Source organism: Candidatus Methylacidithermus pantelleriae, assembly GCF_905250085.1.
Lineage (GTDB): Bacteria > Verrucomicrobiota > Verrucomicrobiia > Methylacidiphilales > Methylacidiphilaceae > Methylacidithermus > Methylacidithermus pantelleriae.
In genome coordinates this window covers 15151-35751 of record NZ_CAJNOB010000015.1, presented here as the reverse complement: position 1 = coordinate 35751, position 20601 = coordinate 15151, and the positions used below count along the sequence as shown (strand labels likewise).

Here is a 20601-nt window from a genome sequence, read left to right as displayed (position 1 = left end):
ACCACATTTGACTATAATCCGGACTGATCGAGGGTGCCTCGGACCGAGATGATCAAGAAGCTTTGTTTTAGGGTTTTGCAATTGACTGGGGCCAAGCCGCAACCGAGGGTACTTGCTTGAAAGGACTCCTTGGAAGGACGGCAAGAAGTAGGAAGGCCCACAAGTGGCTTTTGAAAGGGCTCTGGCAAAAGACGCTAGATTTCCTGGCGTCCGGAGAAAGCATAGCCCAGGGTAACACTATCTGCGTATTCGAGTCCTGTGCCTGCGGGTAGTCCGACAGCAAGGAGACTTGTCCGGATTCCTTGCTTTTTGATGAGTGGAGCAAGGTAAAGGGCCGTTGTATGTCCTTCGGCATCACTTCCCAAGGCCAGGATTACCTCGGCGGGACGCTCTTTTTGAAGCCGGGCAAGCAAAGGCCCTACGGGCAGTTCCTGGGGGCCAATCCCTTGTAGCGGTGAAAGGCGCTGGCCCAAGACATGGTAAAGACCCTTAAATCTTCCAGATTGTTCAAGTCGAAGGACATCCTGACGCCGGGCGACCACGCACAAGAGGGAACGGTCTCTCATAGCGTCTTGGCAGATTGTGCAAAGGGGTCCCTCAGAGAAAAATCCACACCTTTCACAGAACCCTACGTGGCGCAGAGCCTCTTCCAGCGCCACAGCCAGGGTTTGTGCGGGAGCGCGATCCTGATCGAGAAGAAAAAGCAGGATTCGCTCCGCGCTTCGAGGGCCAATGCTGGGTAACTTTCGTAACGCAGCCAAAAGGGCTTCTGCCTTGTCGGGATACGTCTTCATCCTTCCCATGCGTTATGTTTTTCGGGCTTTAGCCGCCTAGAAGACCTGGGGGAATGTTTCCTCCTGCAAGCTTGGACAGTGCCTGGTGCGTTTCATTCTTTGCCTTTTCCATCGCTTCTCGGACCGCAGTTACAATCAGGTCTTCCAAAAGCTCCCGGTCGGCTTGCCCAAAAAAGTCTGGATCAATGCTGAGGCTTACGAGCGTAAAGTCTCCCCGGGCAATTGCGCGTACGGCCCCGCCGCCGCTTTGACCTTCAAACTCACGGCTGGCCAGCTCAGCTTGGATGCGCTGGGCAGCTTCCTGCATTGCTTGGGCTTGCTTGAGCATTTTTGCAAAATTCATGACACGGGTCTCCTTAGGTGGATTGGTCGGGAGCGGGTTTCTCTTTCGAGCCGGTTGTCTTTTCCTCCATCTCTGGAGCCAATTCTTTTACTGCAACAATGCGTGCCTGGAATAGCTCCAAGGCTTTTTCAATGGCGGGGTCGTTCCGAAATTCTTCTTCATTCAAGAGCACTCGGCTTGCTTCCCGAGAGGCCGTACGCTTGGGTTGGGTCTCTGGATTCTTTTCCGAGTTGCGAGGAAAAAGACATTCGATCCGTTTTGGGCTTCCGCAAAGGGCTTGGATTTTTTCCTGGAGGATGGAGGCCACTTCGTCAATCACCTTCTTTACTTCCATGAAAGAGCCCGCCGATTTCCCTCGAGCTTGCCTTTCCGGAAGGATTTCGACGTCAAAAACTTCGGATCGTAGGTAAGCCCCCCGAGTCCTTTCTCTCAAAAGCGCACCCTTCTGGGGATCGATCGAAAGTAGATGCTCGACTGCCGCTGTCCATACTTCATGGGGGGACAGCCGGTTGGATAGGCTCTCAGATGGGGAATAAGCCGTTAGCTCGACGCTGGCCGGGCTTCTCGAAGGCTTGCTTTCGGTTTGTGGGAGGGTTGGCTCGACCCTAGCTTGGTCTGGCGCTTCTCGGGTACTTCCGTGCAACGGTCCAGGGCTAGAGCCGCTTTGGACGCGTGCGGAAGATAAGCTAGTCTCCGTTGGTTTTAAACTATCTTGGGCAAAAGAGCTCTCGCTTTTTGGCAGAGGCTCCTTGGGGATGCTCGATGGTTCCTTGGGGAGGGGCAGACCCGCGAGATCTTGCAAGAGCGTTTCGAGTGACACTTTTTCCTTAAGATAAGCCAATTCAATAAGAGCCACTTCAAAGAGAATATCTCGCCGGAGCGCGTACCGTAGCCGGTCCATCCAGGTCATCAGTTCATCCAAATAACTCAATACGGAAGTACGAGAAAGCTGCTGAGCCAACCGCTGGATTGCCTCGCGTTCCACTCCATCGCAACTCTCTCGTAGAGCTTCTCCGGGCGCTAGCACAGCAATGGCCAGGTTTCGGAAAAGCGATACAAGCGAGTGGATGAGCTGGACCGGATCCTTACCAGCATCGAGAAGCTTTCGTCCCAACTTCAAAGCTTCTTCCACATGGCCTTGGATCAGGGCTTCAGCGAGTCCTTCCAGAACTTCCGCAGGAGGAAGCCCAAAGAGCTCCCAGACCGCTTTTTCGGTAATTTCGTTCCCAAAAAAGCTCGCCAGCTGGTCCAGAGCCACCTCGGCATCTCGAAGGGAACCATCCGCTAGCGTTGCAATGGCCACGGCTGCCGATGGGTGAAGGATGATTCCTTCGTGCCCAGCGATGGTTGTCAAATGCCCTGCCACTAGAGGGACCGGGATTTTACGGAAATCAAACCGCTGGCATCGAGACAGGACCGTTGAAGGAATCTTATGTCCTTCGGTGGTCGCAAAGATGAAGCGAACATGCTCTGGGGGCTCTTCCAGCGTCTTGAGTAGCGCGTTAAACGCTGCCTGCGTGAGCATGTGGACTTCGTCAATGACGTAGATCTTGAAACGACCCTTAGCTGGGGCAAACCGTACATTTTCGCGCAGCTCCCGAACCTGTTCGACCCCGTTGTTCGAAGCCCCGTCGATTTCCAGCACGTCTAAGGACCGTCCTTCGGCGATCTCTCGGCAGACTTCCTCGTTGGGATCAAAGTCCACACGCGGGCCGCCAGAACAATTGAGTGCCTTGGCTAGAATGCGAGCCGTCGACGTTTTCCCGGTTCCCCTGGGGCCCACAAAAAGGTAGGCCTGGGCAATCCTACCCATGCGAATACTATTGGTCAGCGTGCGAACAATCGTTTCCTGACCCACAATTTCCTCAAACGTTTGAGGTCGATACTTGCGGGCAAAGACTTGATAGGCCATAGAGTCACAAAACGCCGAAGGCAGCAACAACGCGAGTCCGGTTACCGTTGCTCCCTTTCAGGCCTGGCGGGGTTACCCGGCTCTGCGCTTTGCCACCTCCGGCTTATTGGTCATTATGTACCGAGAAGGGCACCGGAGCAACTGGCCAGCAAAAAGAAAACCCTTGGAAAAGACTGTCGCCCGACGGACTCTTGCGCTAGGAGGTCGTTCCCGTTTACCCAAGAGGATCCTCTGGAAACAAGACTACATTCTCGGCGTGAGCCAGGGGAGAAGATCTGGGTGTTGCCTGGCGGCCGGAACTTTCTTTTGGGGTGGTCGCATTGCGCAATTTTCCTGGAGTAACCAATGGCACAAGATTACCAGGGATAGCGGAAGGCCAAGCTAGGGACTGAAGCTAGTTTTTCGTCCGTCAGAGTCTTGGGTATTTTTCCCTGGACAGTTCGATGCACCCAACGGAAGAGCATTTCCCCAGTCGTCACGGGCAAAAGGAAAAGAGTCCGGGCCAATCACTTCCTATTGGGATTCCCATTCCCCACTCGACGTGTAGTGAGTATAATGCGCGTTCTCAGAGCATTTGGGAGGAGGTTCTTCGGGTTTTTTCGCTTACCCCGATTTGGCTTGCGCCCGATAGGATCCCCTTCCCTCGCTTCTCAGGCCCTCGCGTCTATGGTCTCATCCTCCCGGGGAGCCCAGCCGACTGGCACTGGGATCCAGAGCTGTATAGCGCCGGAGCCTCTGCCGAGAAAATCCGGTCACCCGATTTTGTGAGAGAAAGGGTCGATTCTTGGCTCATTGAATGGGCTTGGGACAAGGAGCTTCCTCTATTGGGGGTTTGTTATGGGCTTCAATCCTTAAACGTGTGCCTTGGTGGAAAGTTGCATTCTCATGTCGAGGGCCATTCGGAGGGAACCCACCGGATGGATGTGGAACCGGGGACCCGGCTCTGGAAGCTCCTTACTGGAGAAGGACGTTTCTCGTCTTGGGTAGTGAACTCCAGTCATCACCAGGCGGTCGATCCCTCTGCTCTCGGACAGGGGTTGCGGGTAAGTGCTTTTGCCAGCGAGGACCAGGTTGTGGAAGCTCTGGAGGGTCAGCGGGAGGACTGGTTTCTTTTTGGAGTGCAGTGGCACCCAGAAAGAGACTGGGAGCAATCGCCGGCCTCAAAAGCCTTATTAGGAGCCTTTGCTCAGGCTGCCCAAACCTATGCCCGATCGCAAGGAATAACCTTAAAATGGAAGAGGGAAGCGAGCCGTTAGATCCCACACTTCCTTTCGGATGGCTTCCAGCTTTTGGGGTTGGTCTTGGGATTGGAAGACCTCATGGATCCAATCGGCGATTTGAAACATCTCCTCCTCTTTCATTCCCCTCGTGGTCACTGCAGGGGTTCCGAGCCGGATTCCTCCAGCCTGCGCTGGGGGAAGAGTGTCGAAGGGGATCGCGTTTTTGTTAACCGTGATCCCGGCCCGGTCCAGAAGGTCCTGGGCTTGTCTCCCCGTAATCCCTTGGGCTCTCAGGTCAACTAAAAGGAGGTGGGTATCGGTTCCCCCCGACACGAGGCGGTATCCATGCTTGCGCAGGCCCTCGGCCAGCGCCTTGGCGTTTCGGACTACTTGTTCCTGGTAGGCTTTGAAGCTTGGCTGCAGCGCTTCGTAAAAAGCAACCGCTTTGGCAGCGATAACATGAGGAAGGGGCCCCCCCTGAATACCAGGGAATACCTGCGCATCGAGGATCTTGGCGTACTTGGCCTTAGCGAAGATCACACCCCCTCTGGGTCCACGGAGCGTTTTGTGCGTCGTTGTGGTCACAAAATCCGCATAGGGAAGAGGCGAGGGGTGCAGACCGGCAGCGACCAACCCAGCGATATGAGCCATGTCGACAAAAAGGTAAGCGCCCACAGCTTGGGCAATTTGGCTCAAACGTGCAAAGTCAAGGATTCTTGGGTAGGCGGAAGCCCCCGCCATAATCAGTTTCGGCCGATGGGTAAAAGCAAGCTTTTCGATCTCCTCATAATCTAACCGTTCGTCCTCCCGTCGGACTCCATAGGAGACCACTTGAAAAAAGCGGCCGGAAAAATTCATTCGATGCCCGTGGGTTAGATGGCCACCATGGCTAAGATCCATGGCGACAATGGTGTCGCCAGGTTGCAGAACGGCAAAGTAGACGGCCATGTTGGCCTGGGAACCGGAGTGCGGCTGGACGTTCACATATTCCGCACCAAAGAGCTTTTTGGCGCGTTCTATGGCTAAGACCTCGATCTCATCGACATTCTGACATCCCCCATACCACCGTCGCCCGGGGTAGCCCTCGGCGTACTTATTCGTAAGACACGATCCCTGGGCTTCCTGCACCGCGCGACTGGCAAAGTTTTCAGAGGCAATGAGTTCCAGGTTCTCGCTCTGTCTTCGGGCCTCCCGCTCGATACAGGCCGCGATCTCTTGATCGACCTCCGCCAGAGAAGGTGGCCACTCGCTCGAACCAACAACCTTATGGGAAAGTTTGGCCAGAGCTTCGATTTTTTGGACCTGCCGTTTGTAAGGTCCTTGGGAAAAGGGTGTGGCAAACCATCGGCGGAGGATGGAGTCGAGGTTACTGGAAGGCCGTAATTGGGAGGGCAAGCAAAGCAGATTGGCATTGAATTCCCGTCGACACATTTCCGCTTGCTGAGGATCTTCCACCGCTACCGCACGCACGCCCAAAATCTTGTTCGCAGCCACTGCGATAGCGAAGGGATTCTCTCCAATCATAATCCCCCACTGCGCTTCCCCATCCCGGATATTCCGGCCCACCTTTCCCGCATAGTCCGGATAGTCGACCGGTTCCGGGCAAAAGGGGCCGAGATCATGTGCAACATACCCCTCTTGCTTGAGCCAATCACGCACCACTTCTTTGAGCGCAATTCCGGTATGGTCCGAGGCTAGGGCAACCCGCTTGGCTCCCGCAGGAGCTGGCTGCTTCGCGCCTGTTTCCGAGCTCAAAACGAAGTCCACCACTTTCGGCAGCGCCTTGGCAATCTGATCACGGCAAAACCGGTAGACCTCAAGTGACCCCCCAATAGGATCAGGAATCTCGCGGGCGATTAACGGGACATCTTCTTCAAATTCCCGGAGAAGATAGGTCTTTTCGGCAGCGGACGGGAACAAAAGCAGGAGGGAGTCAAGCTGGCTATAACTCATGCAAAAGATATAGTCAGCCCGCCGGACCAGCTCGGCCGTAATGGGTTTGCTCCGGATATCGGAAATATCAATCCCGATCTCTTCCATAACCGTGATGGCATGTGGACTGGCCGGCAACCCGCTCACGGCTCCAATTCCAGCAGAATCGGCTTCGATGTCGGTGCGTCCCTTAACCAGATCCCGAAAAAGCCCAAGCGCCATGGGGCTTCGGCAAATGTTCCCTGTACAGACAAAAAGAACGTACTTCATTAGAGACTTCTTGTTACTTCCTTTTCTTCCCCTTTTGGAGCAAGGCTCGATTCGAACGGTGAAGCAAAAGCGTTTTCTACGATAGCTTTGGTCACAGATGAACCCAAAGAAATTTTCCCTCCCAAACCTCGCTGGTGCAGGCGAAAAGAATCGATCGCTACCCGCTTCCCAGTTTTTCCCAAACCCCGCCAGCTACCCCGACCGGCTGGTTGGCCGTTAACCGCCGCGATGCCCCCCTGGTCCGATAGGTCAACGTTTTTTCACCATTTTCTTGCGCTTCCTCCACGGCTTTTTCAATCAACCAGTGATCGGGCGAATACATGCATACCGGGTCAGTTCGTGCGGGATCTCCGGTCAATAAATACGCCTGGCACCGGCACCCGCCAAAATCGATGAAGCGTCTTGGGCAGCTCCGACAAGGCTCGGGCATCCATTCGACGCCGCGAAACTTTTGGAAAGCTTCGGAATGGAACCAGATTTCCTCTAGGGTCTTTTCTTTGACGTTGGGAAAGACCAGCATAGGCAATTGTCGCGCTACCTGGCAGGGTAAGGCTAAACCGTCGGGGGTCACCGTAAGAAATCTTTGTGCCCATCCTCCAAGACAAGGTTTGGGATAGGTCTCGTAGTAGTCAGGGAGAACCCACAGGATCTCCATTTTGTCCCGAAGCCGTTCCCGCGTTCTTGCTAGGGTGGCATGGGCGCGTTCCAATTGAAGGCGTGTTGGAAGAAGAGACGCCCGGTTCAGAAGCGCCCAACCATAATACTGGGTGTTGGCTAGCTCGAGTCGTTCTGCGTGCAGTTGTTCCGCAAGAACAAGGATGGCTTCGAGCTGGTCGATATTTCTCCGGTGCAAAACAACATTGAGCGTAAGAGGAAGACCCACTTCGTGGATCCAGTGAGCAACTTCGATCTTTTTCGAAAAAGAACCCTTGGAACCGCTCATCTCATCGGAAAGGGTGGGATCGGCCCCTTGAAGGGAAAGTTGGATGCTATCCAAACCAGCCTGCTTCAAAGACGCCACAAGGGATCGGGTAAGAAGGGTTCCTCCGGTGCTAAGGTTGATGTAAAGCCCCTGTTGGTGAGCGTGTTCCACCAGCTCGACTAGGTCGTGGCGGACCAAGGGTTCCCCTCCGGAAAAGTGGGCCTGAACCACTCCGAGTTGGGCCGCTTGTGAAAGGGTATGCTTCCATTCTTCGGTGGAAAGCTCAGCGCCTGTACGCGCAAAACCAACCGGGTTGCTACAGTAGGGACATTGGAGGGGACACCGGTATGTAAGTTCGCACAGAAGCGAAAGCGGAGGCTCAACCTTCCCCGATGGGGGTCCAAAGCCATTGCTCGAGGTTTGGTTCATGGGGACTCCGCTTTTTCGGCCTGTTCACCCTCTTCCCAAAGGATAAAGCGTTTCTGGCGTAAACGCTCCAAAAATTCCAGCACATCGCGTTTCATGGTGTCGCTAGGAGGGAACTCCTTTTGGAGTTCCGCCAGGATATCTGCCAGAGCACGCTGTCCGTTACAGAGCTGGAGGATGCGATAGCCGGTCAGGTTTAATAGGAGAACACCCTCAGGATAAAGGAGCATGGGTCGATTCCGCACGTTGTCCCATCGCAAGCGAACTTTCGGAGAAAGTTTTGGCACAATTCCTGCTACCTCTGGGTTCATCTGGTTCTCTTAGCTTTTCTCATACAATCTAGTGCTTTTTGGGTCGTTTCTCCACTACCGGGACGATTCCCGAAGGAAAACGGCAAGCGCCAACCGATTGTAACGGCGGAACTAAAGGAGGAGAGAGGTTTTTTCCTTGTGAGCTAAAAGACCGTTACCGTTACACGCGTATCTTCATCCCATCGGAAGCAATGGTTAGACCCTGGCTTTCCACATGGGCCCGTTCTTTGGAAAGAGGATCCAGAATGGGATTGGTGTTATTGATGTGCACGTATATCTTCTTCGGCACCTCGAGCTTGGCGAGCCAACGAAGACTCCCTTCGGGCCCGGCTATGGGCAGATGACCCATTTCCCGGGCGGTCCGTGTATGAACCCCTAGGGAAGGAAGCTCGTTTTCGGACCAAAACGTACCATCTACCAGAAGGCAGTGTGCGCCGGAGACAAAAGAAACAAAAGCGGGTGAGATCTTCGGTAGGGCAGGCGCATAGACCACTTGTTTGCCCTCGGGGGAGAAAAGGGAAAGTGCAACAACTTGTCCGCAAGTTGCCTTGCCTGCTGCATAGGGAGGAGGGGAACCCTCAAGATCCAGAGCCTCAATGGAAAGATTGCCGATCGTCACAGGGTAGTGCCAGATCGTAAGCGAAAGATACTTTTCCAACGTTGGAAAGATGGGAAAGTCTTCTCGAAGAAGTCTTTCCACTTCCGGTGTGCAAATGACTTCTAGTCGGGAGCCTTCCCTCAAGCTCAAAAGCCCTACCGTATGATCAATCTGTGCGTCCGTAAGGGCGACCGCCCGGATGGGAGTCCCCCGGAGCCCGCCTTCCTGCGGGCTTAGTTCCTCCGCAAGAGCTAGCTGGACGCGCACATCTGGGGAGGCATTGCAAAGCACCCATTGGCTACGGTCGGCGGAAACAGCCACGGAACTCTGGGTGCGCTGCGCCTGCCGATCCAGTCGAGCCTGGCGGCAATTGCTACACGCGCAGTTCCACTGCGGAACTCCTCCCCCGGCAGCTGAACCAAGGACGATGAGCTCCATGGAAGGATCTGAAACGTGAAGAAAACAAGGGCACGCCCGCCGGGCGCGCCCTTTTTTCTAAAAAGGCATAACCGGCGACCGACCGTTCCGCGTGTTGCCGTTAGGCTACAAAAACGTACGTGGTCACTTCCATCGAGAGGTTCACTTCCTCAAAGTCGGGTCTCTCCCAAGCCATACTCGCCTCCTTTCGAAAGGTTTGCTTGCTACTCTTTTCATACTTGGAGAACGTTTTGGGTGCAAGTTTTTTTTGCCTTCTCACCTGTGTCTGCCCTCTTCACTCCTGGGGTTCTTCCAGCTCGTTGGGTTTTGTTCATCCTCATTCGGTTTTCTCAGGGGCTCGAGCTCGTTGGAGCTCATAGAGCTTGGAATACCGCACTAGCGTGGCTACGGCTGTCATCCAGGCAATGTAAAAACCCGGATAGCCATCCAGAAATCCGAGCCGGAGGATGTACGAGCGAAAAAATCTCCAAAATGTTCGAAAAAGAGTTTCGGCCAACGACCACTGTTTACCCTCCTGAAGCTTTTCCCTTCCGAAGGCTTCCGCAAAGGTAACGATTTTCGATAGATTAGCGGTCACGGTCGGAAAAGAGTAGTGGAGAAGGTCACCTCGAAGGCGCTTGATCCGGCCGTCCAGAAGCACTCGATCATGCTCGGAGCTTCCTCCCCAGGTGCCACGGTCCTTGCGAAAAAGCCGCAGGCTATAATCTGGGTACCAGTCTCCATGAAGAATCCATCGGTTAAGGAACCACGTTCTTCGGGGAAATTCCGCTCCGTCCCAATGCAGGTGGTCCTCTTGAAAAAAAAGAAAAATGTCCTTCCGAAGCTCTGCAGACACCTCCTCGTCGGCGTCCAATGCGAGAATCCAGGGTTGGGTGGCTAGACTCAAAGCCACATTTTTCTGATCCCTGCGACACGTCCAGGGTCGCTCTTCCACTCGGGCTCCCAATGAAAGAGCCACTTCGGCTGTTAGGTCGGTGCAATCATTAATGACCACGATGATCTCCCGGACCCAACCTGCAACACTTCCGAGGCTACGGGGAAGATTGTGAGCCTCGTTACAAGCGATCATTGTGACAGAAATAGGGAGCGGTTCCATGGTACGCGTAGGTACCTTATCCAAGGGGTAGCTTCATAGGCAAATTCTCCAAAGAAGGTCCAGGTCGCAAAGGACTAATGTGTCCCAGGAAGGGGTACTCGAAACGCACCCCCAGCCGGAAGGACGCAAAGTTTCCCTTGCGAGAAAAACCGGCGATTTGCTAAGGGAAAGGAGCAAAATTGGTATCCCCCAAAAGGATTGTGGGATAACCCAGGGGACTGGGGGATGGAGACCGTACAACCCACTCTTTCCGTTGTCCTGGTGACCCGGGACACCTGTTGGTTGACTTGCCAGGCGCTTGAGTCCCTGTATGCCGAGTCAAAGGAGACGGCGGTTGAAGTGGTCGTGGTTGATAACGGTTCTGCCGACGGTACCCTTGAGATCGTAGAGAAACGCTTCCCCCAGGTTCAAACCATTCGCTTTACCCGGAATGCTGGGTTTGCCAAGGCGGCCAATGAGGGGGCGCGTCGTACGACAGGACGCTATCTTCTTTTCCTTAACTCCGATGTCTACCTCTTACCCGGGAGTATTTCTTGTGCCCTTGCTTGGATGGAAAAGCTACCGTCCTGTGGGGTGGTGGGCGCCCAGCTCTACCACGAGGATGGGAGGCCTCAGAATTCGATTGCTCCCTTTCCGAATTTCCTTACGGAGCTTTTGGGAAGATCTCTTGTACGCCGGCTCTTTCCCAGCTTCTATCGAGGCAAGGAACGGAGGCCGACGCAACCACTACCGGTCGACTCAATCATTGGGGCCTTTTTTCTTGTGCGCCGGGAGGTATGGGAAAAACTGGGCGGATTTGATGAAGGTTTCTTTTTCTTTCTGGAGGAAACAGATTTCTGCCGGAGAGCTTGGGATGCCGGCTATGCAGTCTACCACCTACCGGAGGTGGCGGTAAGGCACCGCCAGGGTGCTACGGCCAAGCAGTGGGAGTTGCCGGCTCGGATTGAGTACTGGCGCTCGCGGTATCGGTATTTCCGTTTGCATGCCCCTGCCTGGGAACGGGGAATGGTGTTTGCGATCCTCCCGGTGCGTCTGTTTCTGGAGTGCGTAGGGGACACGCTTTTTGTCCTGGGCTCCCTTGGTAGGATCCCCAAGTGGCGAAGGAGAGCTCGGGTCCGCTGGGGGATTTTGGGGTGGCATGTGCGCGGTTGTCCCCCCACGGAGGGCCTTCCTCGTGACTAACCGAGATATTGCCATCGTGATGGTCAACTCGATAGGAAAGGGGGGTGGAACCGATGACCAGTCTCTCCTTTTGAGTCGTGGCCTTCGACAACTGGGCTATTCCGTCGAGCTGGTTGCTCCACCGGCGTCCTGGCTTTGGGAAGAAGCGGAGCGCTGGGGGATACCCCGTAAGCCTGCCGCACGGACCAAGGGAGGGCTTATTGGGCAGCTTCGCAGACTTGCTTCCAGCACAGGCGCTCGCTGTATCCTTCACGCTCATCACGGCCGGGATTACTGGCCGGTGGTCGTTGCCGCGCACAGTCTTTTACCCAGGCCCAAAATTGTCCTTTCCCGTCACCTCGCCAAAAGTCCTGGTTCTTTCGCAAGCCGTTTGTGGCTTTTGAGTTTGGTCGATGCCTTTGTAGCCGTGTCCCGGTTCACGGGCCAAGTCTTGCGGGAAGGAAGGATGGAGTTGGCCTCACCCGAGCCAGAGAGGCGTTTTCGGCCTGGCATGCGGGGAGACGCCCAAAAAATTCGGGTAATTCTTGGGGGTATCGATCCGCAACGCTTTTCCCCTGGAGAGGGTTCTTCCTTCCGAAAACGCTGGGGGATAGGCCCTGAGGAATTTCTTTTTGTACTGGTGGGCAACTGCGATCGCCCTAGGGGCAAGGGGCAACTCCTTTTGTTGGAAGCGACTCGGCGGCTCAGGGCCTCTTTCCCTCAAGCGCGCTGGCGTTGTGCCCTGGTGGGCAGGGGTTCCTTGGAATCCATCCTCAGGGACAGGGTCGCACAATGGGGGTTGAAAGGCCAAATCATTCTCTGGCCCTATGAAGAACGAATTGAGGAGGTCTATCGGGCAGCTGACTGCCTGGTGCATCCTGGGGGAGGAACGGAGGCTTTTGGGCTAGTCATTGTCCAGGCTTTTGCCTGTGGAATTCCGGTAATTGCCGGCCGGCTGGATGGCATTCCGGAGGCATTTGAGATTGGACAATGCGGGCGACTTGTGGATCCGGACTCGGTCGAGGACCTGGCACAAGCCATGGCTGAAACGATGCAGAAAGGAAGGCTAGCCTGGGAAGAGAAAATCCGGCTCCATAGGCGGGTAGCCAGTGCGTTTTCCTACGAAAAGTTTGCTGGTGAAATGGCCGATCTTTACGCCGAGCTTTTCCGGGTTGGTTTGCGTCGTTCGTGACTTGTGCAACGATCGGAGTAAGAAGGCCAGGGCTCAGGCCGGGGGAGTCTGAAAAAGCTCTTTGCACCATTGTCTCGGGAGGGAGATGCAGTTTGGCCGCGCCGTCATGGTCGTGCAGCCCCTCGCTAGCTCGGTCCCCCTTTTTCGACTTCCTCTTGGAAGGTAAGGGCGGCTCGACGAATCGCTTCGGCTAGGTGTTCGTAGGGCTGCGCAAACTTGGGTCGGAACCAGGGGTAAAGACCCAGGAGATCGGAAAGAACCCGAACCTGCCCGTCGCAGTTGGGTCCTGAGCCAATCCCTAGGGTAGGAATGGGAACTGCCCGGGAGATCTTTTGGGCGACCTCGGGAACCACGGATTCCAAAACGAGGCTAAATACCCCTGCCTCTACCAGCGCTTCTGCGTCCCTTTGCAGTGCGTCGACCTCTTCCGGGGTTTTCCCCTTTTTTCGGTATCCGCCTTCCTCCCGGATCCGTTGAGGAAGCATCCCAATATGGCCCATCACAGAAATACCCTCCTTTACGAGTGCTTCAACCTGGGGCTTCACGGTTCTCCCGCCTTCGAGTTTGACCGCCTGGGCTCCAGCCTCCAAGAGTTTGCGGGTATTGGTCAGGGCTTCCCGCGGGTTGGGATAGGTTCCGTAGGGAAGGTCTGCGACGAGGAGAGCTCGGCGGACTGCCCGGGATACGGCTGCTGTATGGTGGATCATGTGCTCCAAGGTGACATAGGTGGTGTCAGGAAAGCCTAACACTACCATGCCAAGCGAGTCGCCCACCAAAATAACCGGGATTCCCGCCTCGTCCAGGAGGCGGGCAGTGGGATAATCATAGGCGGTGAGTACCGCGAGGCGCCTACCGGTTTGCTTTGCCTGTCGGACCCACTGAGGGGTGATTTTGAAGGAGTTCACGGTACAGTTCTTCTACGGTTCGTGTTTGCCCAGGAAGGACTAGGGTGGGGCAGATCTCGGAAAGAGGGCCCAGCACAAACAGTCGGACGCTGGCGCGAGGATGGGGAATGACCAGATCGGGCTCGGCCAGCATGAGGTTTCCATAGTAAAGAATATCCAAATCGATGGTTCTCGGACTATTCCGTTCCTTGGAAGGTCGACGCCCAGCCACCTTTTCATAGGTTTGGAATAGGGAAAGGAGCTCGCGGGGGGGCTTTCTTGTCTCTATTTCCGCAACGGCATTGAGAAACTTGGGAGAACCCGCGGGACAATCAACCGGTTCTGTTTCCCATATCGAGGAGCAGAGGAAGTGACCTTCGCTTAAGGAGTGAAGAAACGCGATGGCCCGTGCCATCTGGTGCTGACGATTGCCCAGATTGGTCCCGATGCCAATTCCCACTTTCAAGGCCTGTTGGTGTTTGTTACCCAAAGATCCTCGAACCGTACAAAGTGTACCCCTGTTAGGGCCATTTTCCGAACAAAAATCGGCAAAAAGCGCGTAGCCGGTTGCAGGAGCTAGCGCGGATGTCCTCCAACCGTTCAGGCAACCTCCAGACGGCAGAGCGAACAAGGTTCTAAAAAAGACGGGGCTTTGGCCGTCGGAGGCGATCGACCCCGAGGTCGGGCCAAAACAGCAACGGTAGAGAGCGCTGACGCAGAACCACTGATGGGCAAGCCGTCATAAAATACGGGTGGATTTTGCCGCGACTCGAAGCGTAGAAGTAAAGAGACAACGGCTTCTCAAAGCCAGGGAGGCACATCGGTCCAAACTTCTCCCGTGGGGTGTGTCTGGCGTCGTCTTTTTCCCGGGACTCTCTTAGCCAGAGGAGTCGTAGGGGCAAAAGAAGGAACGGTCCAAGGCAAGGATTTCCCAGAACCAGCAAAGGAGGTAGTTCCAGTCGATCTGGTGCTTAAACCCCGTTTTGGCTAGCGGAACACCGTTCGGAAAGAGGTGTCTACCGCACCCAGAGGGACTCGAACCCCCAACCCTCGGTTCCGAAGACCGATGCTCTATCCGATTGAGCTATGGGTGCCAAGCGAGCACGAAGAAAAGCGTGAGAACTGGAGGAATCTTATTCGTTAGTCGTCCAAGAGTAAAGGGGCTTAAACGGGGTTGGCACAGGTTCGTCAAGGGGATGCAAAAGTCCGGCGGGAACCGAAAAATCTAGCTCTTTTTTTGCGGCAATCTTGCTGGCCTCCTTCCAAGCTTTGAGGGATAGTTTTTGGGCCAGGTTTGTACGGGCACTTTTCCCCCGCTTAGGGAGAAAGCAACGAGGAATCTGGCCGGAAGCAAGGTTTCCCGTCGGGAAGGAGCGACAAGCCAAAAGCCTGTGGGATCCGGCCGTCCGGGTTGTTGCCAGGTCAACAAAGGGGTTTTAGGAAGGAAGAGTCGCTTATATGAAAGAAAGCAAAAATCCTTTTTCTTCAGAGAAAACGTGCTCTTATAACACTTATAATGAGTACGCATGATGGTCTTGAACCAGACAGAATGGTCAAGAAATCCCTATAAGAGAAGTCTCGGGTTGTAGCGCGGCTTAGACGCGACATGTGACCTAACAAAACGATGTTTATCCAGCGCTAACCATTCCATGCGAACACCGTAGCTACGATGGGTCGGTAAAGTGATCGAACCCTTGTTGCGGAGCTACTTCTCCTGGGAATATTTTTGGTGTGTGGCAATCGGGTTGAGTGCATGGCGAACAGGTGGTTTTTAAGGGAAACGTTTTTCCAAGGGCCAAGATGGGAAGGAGGCATTTCGTTTGTGAAGATCCAAAATGAGGATGGGGAAAGGCACTAGGAGGAAAAAAGATTTTTTTGGGTTGTGGTCTTTTTTCTGAAAAAAGGATGGTCCGGAAGCTACATGGGTTTCGGTTCCGTTAGCTAGCGATTCGCTATAAAGCCGGGATGAACGATGAGGAAAAAAGGGGATCGTATCATGGTGTTCGGCGCAAAAAACGGAATGGGTTGGGGAAAACGAAAAAGGAATAGGGATGGGAAACTGCGAAGTTTTGCGAGCCAAGCATTGGTTGCAAGAGTTACTTTGGGGATTCCTGTATGAAGATCCAGGCAGGAGGTTGGGGTTGAAAAGGAGCGATAAAAAGCTAGAGTATCAAGTAAGAAAAAATATGAAAGGTTACCAAGAGATTTTTTACCTATTGGGAAGGATTTTGCTTTCACAGATTTTTCTTCTTAGCGCTATACATAAAATATTGACCTGGCAAACGACGGTGGGATGGGTAGCTTCTCGGGGGCTTCCTGCGGCTAGTTGGCTTCTGGGCGTAGCTGTGGTGGTAGAGCTTTTCGGGGGCCTTTCCCTTCTGTTGGGATGGCGGCTTGTGCTGGGGGCCTCTCTTTTACTGATCTATCTTATTGGTGTGACGTTTCTTTTTCATTCATTTTGGACGTTCCAGGGGGCGGAACGGCAGATGCAGTCGATCATGTTTTTGAAAAATCTCGCAATCGGCGGTGGGTTGTGCCTGCTCGTTAGCATGGGCTCTCGGCAGGGGGGATAGGAGCGATGGGAAGAGAAACCACGGGCGAGGATGCTGCCGCGACGGGGGCTTTGAGGCCTGGCAGCCACTTTTTCGGGCTTGAGATCCGGTGGGTTAGAATATTCTTGGATGTTGGAATCGACAATACAGTAGGCGTAGACCTAGCAAGAGCGGGTGGTAGGCTCGGGAAGAGAGCGAACGAGGTTCGACGGTACGTGGTAGCGCCTCCGATGGGTGATTGGGGAGAATAGCGCAAGACTGCGAGACTTCTAGTGATCCTTTCGACTCTATGAGCGCATAAGAGGGTAGGGGGTTACGCAAAAAAAACCGTTGCAGTCAGAGAGAATCCAGGATGCAACGGCTTGCAGGGTGAAGCATAAGAAACGAGCGGGTTCCATGCGCAGGACAAGCCCTCTTTTTACCCTTCAAAAGGTCTGAGCCCCGAGCGCCAAACGGAGGTTTGCTTTCGGAAAGGACCTTTCGAAAAGAACGAGGCAATCTCACGGGAAGGTTTTCCCAAGCCAATCCGCTCCGGCGCTTTTTGCCCTAGCTTCGGAGGAAGAGTGGCGGCTTTTACTCGCAGAGCCGAAAGTAGGGCCCTACAGAGAGCGTTGGCCGTTTTTTTTGGGAATGGCGCGAGGGGGTCACACAAGGGGGTTGACAATTTTGGGAGAAAGGGTAAGGGTTTACACCCGCTAGAAACCTAAAAAAGGAGGTAGTGTGATTGGACGCACTGGGGATCCACCTGATTATCGAGCTCAAGGGTTGCAATCCCCGGCTGCTGGACGATCTGCCGTATGTGGAAGAGACCCTTCTTGAAGCAGCCAAGCTGGCAAACACCCGTGTTATCGGAAAATTTTTCCACAAGTTTTCCCCGGTGGGTGTTACGGGGATTGTGGCCATTGCGGAAAGCCACCTGTGTATCCACACATGGCCTGAGTATGGATACGCAGCGGTCGATATGTTTACTTGCAAGCTGGATTTTGAATCAGACAAGATCGTTAACTATCTTTTGTGGCGGCTGCGGTGTGTTCATCCGGAAGTAAAGTTTCTTGAGCGAGGTAAACCTCCGTTTCCTCACATCTCTCAGGTAACTCCATGTACGAAGGAAAATTGAATTGGTTGTTGGAGAGACTCCATCCGGATCTGTTTCGTGGAGTTGCCCTAGAGAGTATCGTTTACAGTGGGCGAACCCAGTTCCAGGAAGTTTCCATTGTTGACACCCCTTCGTTCGGGCGGTTGTTGCTGCTCGACGGAAAAACGCAATCTTCCGAGCTTGATGAGTTTGTCTATCACGAAGCGCTGGTTCACCCCGCCCTCGTAGCTCATCCTCATCCTGTTTCGGTGTTTATTGGCGGTGGCGGAGAGGGAGCTACAGCCCGGGAAGCTTTGCGTCATCGAACGGTGCAGAACGTAACCATGATTGACATTGACCAGGAAGTAGTAGAACTCTGCCGGAAGTACTTTCCAGAATTTTCCCGAGGGGTCTTTGAAAACCCTCGGTTCGACTTCCGGGTCGCTGATGCCAGAAGGTTTTTAGAAGAGGAAGAACGTCTTTACGATGTGATCATTCTGGATCTCACGGATCCTGTTGAAGAAGGACCTTCGGTCTTTCTTTACACGAAAGAGTTTTATGAACTCCTCCGGAACCGTCTAACCCGGGAAGGGATCGTCGTCACACAAGCCGGTCCTGCAACGCTTTTGAATTATCAGGAAGTCTTTTCACCGGTCTTCCGAACCTTTAAGGAGGTTTTCCCGGTGGTACGCGCCTACACGGTCCCTATGCTTTCCTTTGGATTCACATGGGGTTTTGTGATGGGCAGTCTGGGAAGGGATCCGGCGGCAATGGAGGCTAGCGAAGTGGACCGGATTTTGGAGGCCCGTGGTGTCCAGGAAGAACTGCGCTTTTACGATGGGATTCAACACATAGGGCTTTTTTCCCTGCCCCGTTATCTTCGAATCCGACTCGAGTCAGAGACTCGCGTGGTGACGCAAGCCCATCCCACCTTTCTTTTTTAGCAAAACGGGGGAAAGGCAAAGGGCGGGTCAGATCCCCCTACCTTTCCAGGGACAATAAACAAGGGCTCTGGCTTGCATCTGGTACCAGCAGGGTAGGGTCAGCCATGGGCAGTTAAAAGCCGCAAGTGAGCAGCTCCGCTTCCTATCCAGTGGAAGCCCACCGAACCCGATCCAGACGACGGAGGAATGCGTCGGCTCGTTCCAGCTCTCGAACGGCCGTTTTCAGGATCTCTTCCGAAAGCTCCTTGCGTTTCTCGGGATTTGACCAGTAATCTTTCCACCGAGCCAGCGTAGATTCGACCTGAAAAAGCCCGTTTTGGAACGAAACGGGAAGCCGTGCAGCCTTCTGGCGCCACTGCGCAAGTTTTGCCTGCAGGGTCTCTCCTAACACATGCAGGCGAGCCAAAAGGATTGCTTCGGGGCGCGCTTTTTTCAAGTTCCACACAAGCCCAAGGCGATGCAGAATCCAAATCGCCCACTTGGTAGGATCCCACTGCCACGGGAGTACCCCGTTCCGATAGTCGTACGCGAAGGCATGGTGGAAATTATGGTACCCTTCCCCGAAGGTAACCAGGGCCAACACCCAGCTATCGCGGCACGTACAATGGATCGAATAAGGCCGTCTGCCCACCATATGGCACAACGAATTGATGAAAAAGGTCATGTGCTGCACAAAGACTATCCTTGCAATCCCCGGGATAAGAAAACCACCCAACGCTCCAACAGGCCCCTTGTAAAGAAAACCGAGAAGTGTGGGCAAAACGATCCCCATCCCGACAGCTAGGGGCACATAGTAGCGCTTCTGCCAGGACGCGAATGGATCAGCGAGGAGATCTCGAACGTTGTCAGCGTTATTCCTGTTTTCCCCGTAGAGCAGCCAACCAATATGAGCATGAAAGAACCCTTTCGTCACATCGTAAGGATCGCCATCACGATCCACAAACTTATGGTGATACCGGTGATCAGATGCCCATTCGATAACAGTTCCTTGGAAGGTGGCGGCTCCAAACAGTATGGTAAAAAGCTTAATCGGCCAAGCCGCCTCAAACGCATGATGAGAATAAAGCCGATGGTACCCCAGGGTAATACTCAACCCGGTCAGGATGAAGAAAAGAACAAACAGGGCAAATTGGTACCAATCCCAGCCGAAAACCCATAGGTAGAGAGGTACCCCTACCGCCGCCGCGACAAGCGTCCCAGTTAAAAAAAAGAAGTTAAGCCAATGGATTTTTCGTTTTCCTGTTGTGTTTGTTTGCGACATTTTTCCCTCCTCTCTCCAATAACGGCCTTTTTCCCAAGGCCGCTTTCGAAATTCGCTCCTCGCAAAAGACGGCACCCTCCGGCCTTAACCCCATAAACCGCCACCTAACGGACCGCCTTCTGCCAAGGGTCCCTAAGTTTACCTGAGGACCTCTTTGCGACCAACCTTTTTTGTCTTGCTTTTGTGCTGCTTGCCGAACCTGGACCTTCTTTGAGCTTCTCGGTCCAACCGGGTAGGCAAGGATGGTTTTTTTAAAGAAGCGTACCTCTTTGCCATCCTCCAAGGAGTAGGATTGTTGAGTCAACCCCCCAAGGGTCCTGGCCCTTTGCGTGCGTAAGAGGAACTACTTCTCTGGGAAGAGAGAGAAAGAGACAGCCGCGCTCACGTCCAGCCAGCTCGTAGGAAATCGACCTGTGTCCGATGGTCTTTCGCCCCGATCCCCAAAGGCTTAACAATGCTCGGATTGTGGCGGTCCCGAAGCCAAAAGCGGAAGTCTGCCATTTTGCCGAAGCTCCCTGCCCATGGAATTTGCCCGCAGAGGATTTGGGGGTTGCCTATAGCTAAGAAATCTAGGGAGAGATAAGGCTCTGTGGATGGTAGTCTATCCGCATGAGGTTAAGTGCATGGGCCAAGCAGTAGCGCGTTGGCCACAAGATGGCTTGGGGGATGGGGTAGGATGGGCGTTTGCCTGTTCCCGCAGAGCAGTTACCGACCGGGACGGTAATCGTGCATGGGGAGTGGGCACCATCCGATGGCGTGGCCCTCTACGCGCGGGTGTCGAAGCGGCGATCAAACAGCGGATTGCGAGAGACCATTGGCTTGGGTTCTGCGAGTTGGCTCGCAAGCAAAGGGTTGCAGATCGCCAAGGCCGTCAAGAAGGTCGGCTTCGGGAGGAACGGCCTACGCAGAGGGCTCCTTGGGCAGGTCTGTGATCGGAAGGAAAGCGTCATCCTCGGCGAGCACCGCCGCCAGCTCATGCCTTTTGCCTCCGAGCACCTGGAAGGAGCATTGGGCGCGCATGGTCGATCTATCCTGGTGGTCGATCCCAATGAGATGACTGGCGATATCGTAGGCGACCTGGATGAAGAGATCGTTCCCTTGTGTGCCAGGCTCTACTGAGAAGAAATCCGCGCAGAACCGCACCAAAAACGCGCTTGCAGCCATTCACAAGTACGCTCGCCATTTTCCCATAGGAGAGAGGTTTGACGCTGACACCGAAAACCGCAAGAGCTTTGGCGTCCGAACGGCTCTGCGGCGCTCTCCGGGACGG

21 protein-coding genes, 1 tRNA gene and 1 other RNA gene are annotated in these 20601 nt (G+C 54.3%); 9 read left to right on the top strand and 14 right to left on the bottom strand.

Annotated features, from left to right (window positions below; all coding sequences use genetic code 11):
- Nucleotides 1-194 precede the first annotated feature (194 nt).
- The 4 genes from recR to ffs form a co-directional block, all read right to left on the bottom strand.
- The gene (gene recR, locus KK925_RS05390; protein ID WP_236027862.1) at nt 195-803 is read right to left on the bottom strand and encodes a recombination mediator RecR; all 609 of its coding nucleotides are present in this window, start codon (nt 801-803) and stop codon (nt 195-197) included.
- A gap of 19 nt (nt 804-822) precedes the next feature.
- Nucleotides 823-1137, bottom strand: coding sequence for a YbaB/EbfC family nucleoid-associated protein (locus KK925_RS05385; RefSeq protein WP_174583214.1), 315 nt, complete (start codon nt 1135-1137; stop codon nt 823-825).
- 13 nt (nt 1138-1150) lie between these two features.
- Nucleotides 1151-3049 carry a DNA polymerase III subunit gamma/tau gene (gene dnaX / locus KK925_RS05380; RefSeq protein WP_174583213.1) on the bottom strand — a complete coding sequence of 633 codons (1899 nt, stop codon included), beginning with the start codon at nt 3047-3049 and terminating at the stop codon, nt 1151-1153.
- Between the two features lie 9 nt (nt 3050-3058).
- Nucleotides 3059-3153: signal recognition particle sRNA small type (gene ffs, locus KK925_RS05375), an RNA gene on the bottom strand.
- A gap of 59 nt (nt 3154-3212) precedes the next feature.
- Here ffs and KK925_RS05370 point away from each other — a divergent pair.
- Nucleotides 3213-3434, top strand: a complete 222-nt coding sequence (locus KK925_RS05370) for a hypothetical protein (RefSeq protein ID WP_174583212.1) — start codon at nt 3213-3215, stop codon at nt 3432-3434.
- A gap of 58 nt (nt 3435-3492) precedes the next feature.
- Nucleotides 3493-4305 (top strand): gamma-glutamyl-gamma-aminobutyrate hydrolase family protein, encoded by an 813-nt coding sequence (locus KK925_RS05365; RefSeq protein WP_174583211.1) that lies wholly within the window; start codon nt 3493-3495, stop codon nt 4303-4305.
- Here KK925_RS05365 and KK925_RS11360 read toward each other — a convergent pair.
- The 6 genes from KK925_RS11360 to KK925_RS05335 all read right to left on the bottom strand — a co-directional run bounded on the left by KK925_RS11360 (nt 4276) and on the right by KK925_RS05335 (nt 10262).
- Complete coding sequence (locus KK925_RS11360) at nt 4276-6471, bottom strand: serine hydroxymethyltransferase (protein WP_174583210.1); 2196 nt, start codon at nt 6469-6471, stop codon at nt 4276-4278. The genes KK925_RS05365 and KK925_RS11360 overlap by 30 nt on opposite strands.
- A gap of 157 nt (nt 6472-6628) precedes the next feature.
- Nucleotides 6629-7822: a pyrroloquinoline quinone biosynthesis protein PqqE gene (gene pqqE, locus KK925_RS05355; protein WP_174583209.1), complete on the bottom strand. Its 1194-nt coding sequence runs from the start codon at nt 7820-7822 to the stop codon at nt 6629-6631.
- Nucleotides 7819-8130, bottom strand: coding sequence for a pyrroloquinoline quinone biosynthesis peptide chaperone PqqD (pqqD, locus tag KK925_RS05350; RefSeq protein WP_174583208.1), 312 nt, complete (start codon nt 8128-8130; stop codon nt 7819-7821). Before pqqD ends, pqqE begins: the two co-directional genes overlap by 4 nt.
- A 160-nt stretch (nt 8131-8290) precedes the next feature.
- Entirely contained in the window at nt 8291-9166 is an 876-nt protein-coding gene (pqqB, locus tag KK925_RS05345) for a pyrroloquinoline quinone biosynthesis protein PqqB (protein ID WP_174583207.1), read from the bottom strand.
- 100 nt (nt 9167-9266) lie between these two features.
- Nucleotides 9267-9341, bottom strand: coding sequence for a pyrroloquinoline quinone precursor peptide PqqA (pqqA, locus tag KK925_RS11435; RefSeq protein ID WP_407929043.1), 75 nt, complete (start codon nt 9339-9341; stop codon nt 9267-9269).
- Nucleotides 9342-9482: 141 nt separating this feature from the next.
- The gene (locus KK925_RS05335; RefSeq protein ID WP_174583205.1) at nt 9483-10262 is read right to left on the bottom strand and encodes a glycosyltransferase family 2 protein; all 780 of its coding nucleotides are present in this window, start codon (nt 10260-10262) and stop codon (nt 9483-9485) included.
- A gap of 225 nt (nt 10263-10487) precedes the next feature.
- Here KK925_RS05335 and KK925_RS05330 point away from each other — a divergent pair, with 225 nt between their 5' ends.
- Nucleotides 10488-11444: a glycosyltransferase family 2 protein gene (locus KK925_RS05330; protein WP_174583204.1), complete on the top strand. Its 957-nt coding sequence runs from the start codon at nt 10488-10490 to the stop codon at nt 11442-11444.
- Entirely contained in the window at nt 11437-12615 is a 1179-nt protein-coding gene (locus tag KK925_RS05325; RefSeq protein WP_174583203.1) for a glycosyltransferase family 4 protein, read from the top strand. The genes KK925_RS05330 and KK925_RS05325 overlap by 8 nt, the downstream gene beginning before the upstream one ends.
- Before the next feature lie 125 nt (nt 12616-12740).
- Here the strand turns inward: KK925_RS05325 and panB are convergent, their stop codons facing one another.
- From panB to KK925_RS05310, 3 genes are all read right to left on the bottom strand, one after another.
- Nucleotides 12741-13520 carry a 3-methyl-2-oxobutanoate hydroxymethyltransferase gene (gene panB / locus KK925_RS05320; RefSeq protein WP_174583202.1) on the bottom strand — a complete coding sequence of 260 codons (780 nt, stop codon included), beginning with the start codon at nt 13518-13520 and terminating at the stop codon, nt 12741-12743.
- Nucleotides 13465-13959, bottom strand: a complete 495-nt coding sequence (gene folK, locus KK925_RS05315) for a 2-amino-4-hydroxy-6-hydroxymethyldihydropteridine diphosphokinase (protein WP_236027863.1) — start codon at nt 13957-13959, stop codon at nt 13465-13467. Before folK ends, panB begins: the two co-directional genes overlap by 56 nt.
- Before the next feature lie 560 nt (nt 13960-14519).
- Nucleotides 14520-14593 (bottom strand) — tRNA-Arg (locus KK925_RS05310).
- Between the two features lie 957 nt (nt 14594-15550).
- Here KK925_RS05310 and KK925_RS05305 point away from each other — a divergent pair.
- From KK925_RS05305 to speE, 3 genes are all read left to right on the top strand, one after another.
- Nucleotides 15551-16072, top strand: coding sequence for a DoxX family protein (locus KK925_RS05305; protein ID WP_174583200.1), 522 nt, complete (start codon nt 15551-15553; stop codon nt 16070-16072).
- A 703-nt stretch (nt 16073-16775) separates the two neighbouring features.
- Nucleotides 16776-17168 carry an adenosylmethionine decarboxylase gene (gene speD, locus KK925_RS05300; protein ID WP_174583199.1) on the top strand — a complete coding sequence of 131 codons (393 nt, stop codon included), beginning with the start codon at nt 16776-16778 and terminating at the stop codon, nt 17166-17168.
- Entirely contained in the window at nt 17165-18070 is a 906-nt protein-coding gene (gene speE / locus KK925_RS05295) for a polyamine aminopropyltransferase (protein ID WP_214096328.1), read from the top strand. Before speD ends, speE begins: the two co-directional genes overlap by 4 nt.
- A gap of 142 nt (nt 18071-18212) precedes the next feature.
- Here speE and KK925_RS05290 read toward each other — a convergent pair whose 3' ends face one another.
- A complete protein-coding gene (locus KK925_RS05290; RefSeq protein ID WP_174583197.1) occupies nt 18213-19331 on the bottom strand; it encodes an acyl-CoA desaturase in 1119 nt (372 codons plus the stop codon).
- A 420-nt stretch (nt 19332-19751) separates the two neighbouring features.
- Between KK925_RS05290 and KK925_RS05285 the strand changes: the two genes are divergently transcribed.
- Both KK925_RS05285 and KK925_RS05280 read left to right on the top strand, forming a co-directional pair.
- The gene (locus KK925_RS05285) at nt 19752-19895 is read left to right on the top strand and encodes a hypothetical protein (RefSeq protein ID WP_174583196.1); all 144 of its coding nucleotides are present in this window, start codon (nt 19752-19754) and stop codon (nt 19893-19895) included.
- 120 nt (nt 19896-20015) lie between these two features.
- A complete protein-coding gene (locus tag KK925_RS05280) occupies nt 20016-20450 on the top strand; it encodes a recombinase family protein (RefSeq protein WP_174583195.1) in 435 nt (144 codons plus the stop codon).
- Nucleotides 20451-20601 lie beyond the last annotated feature (151 nt).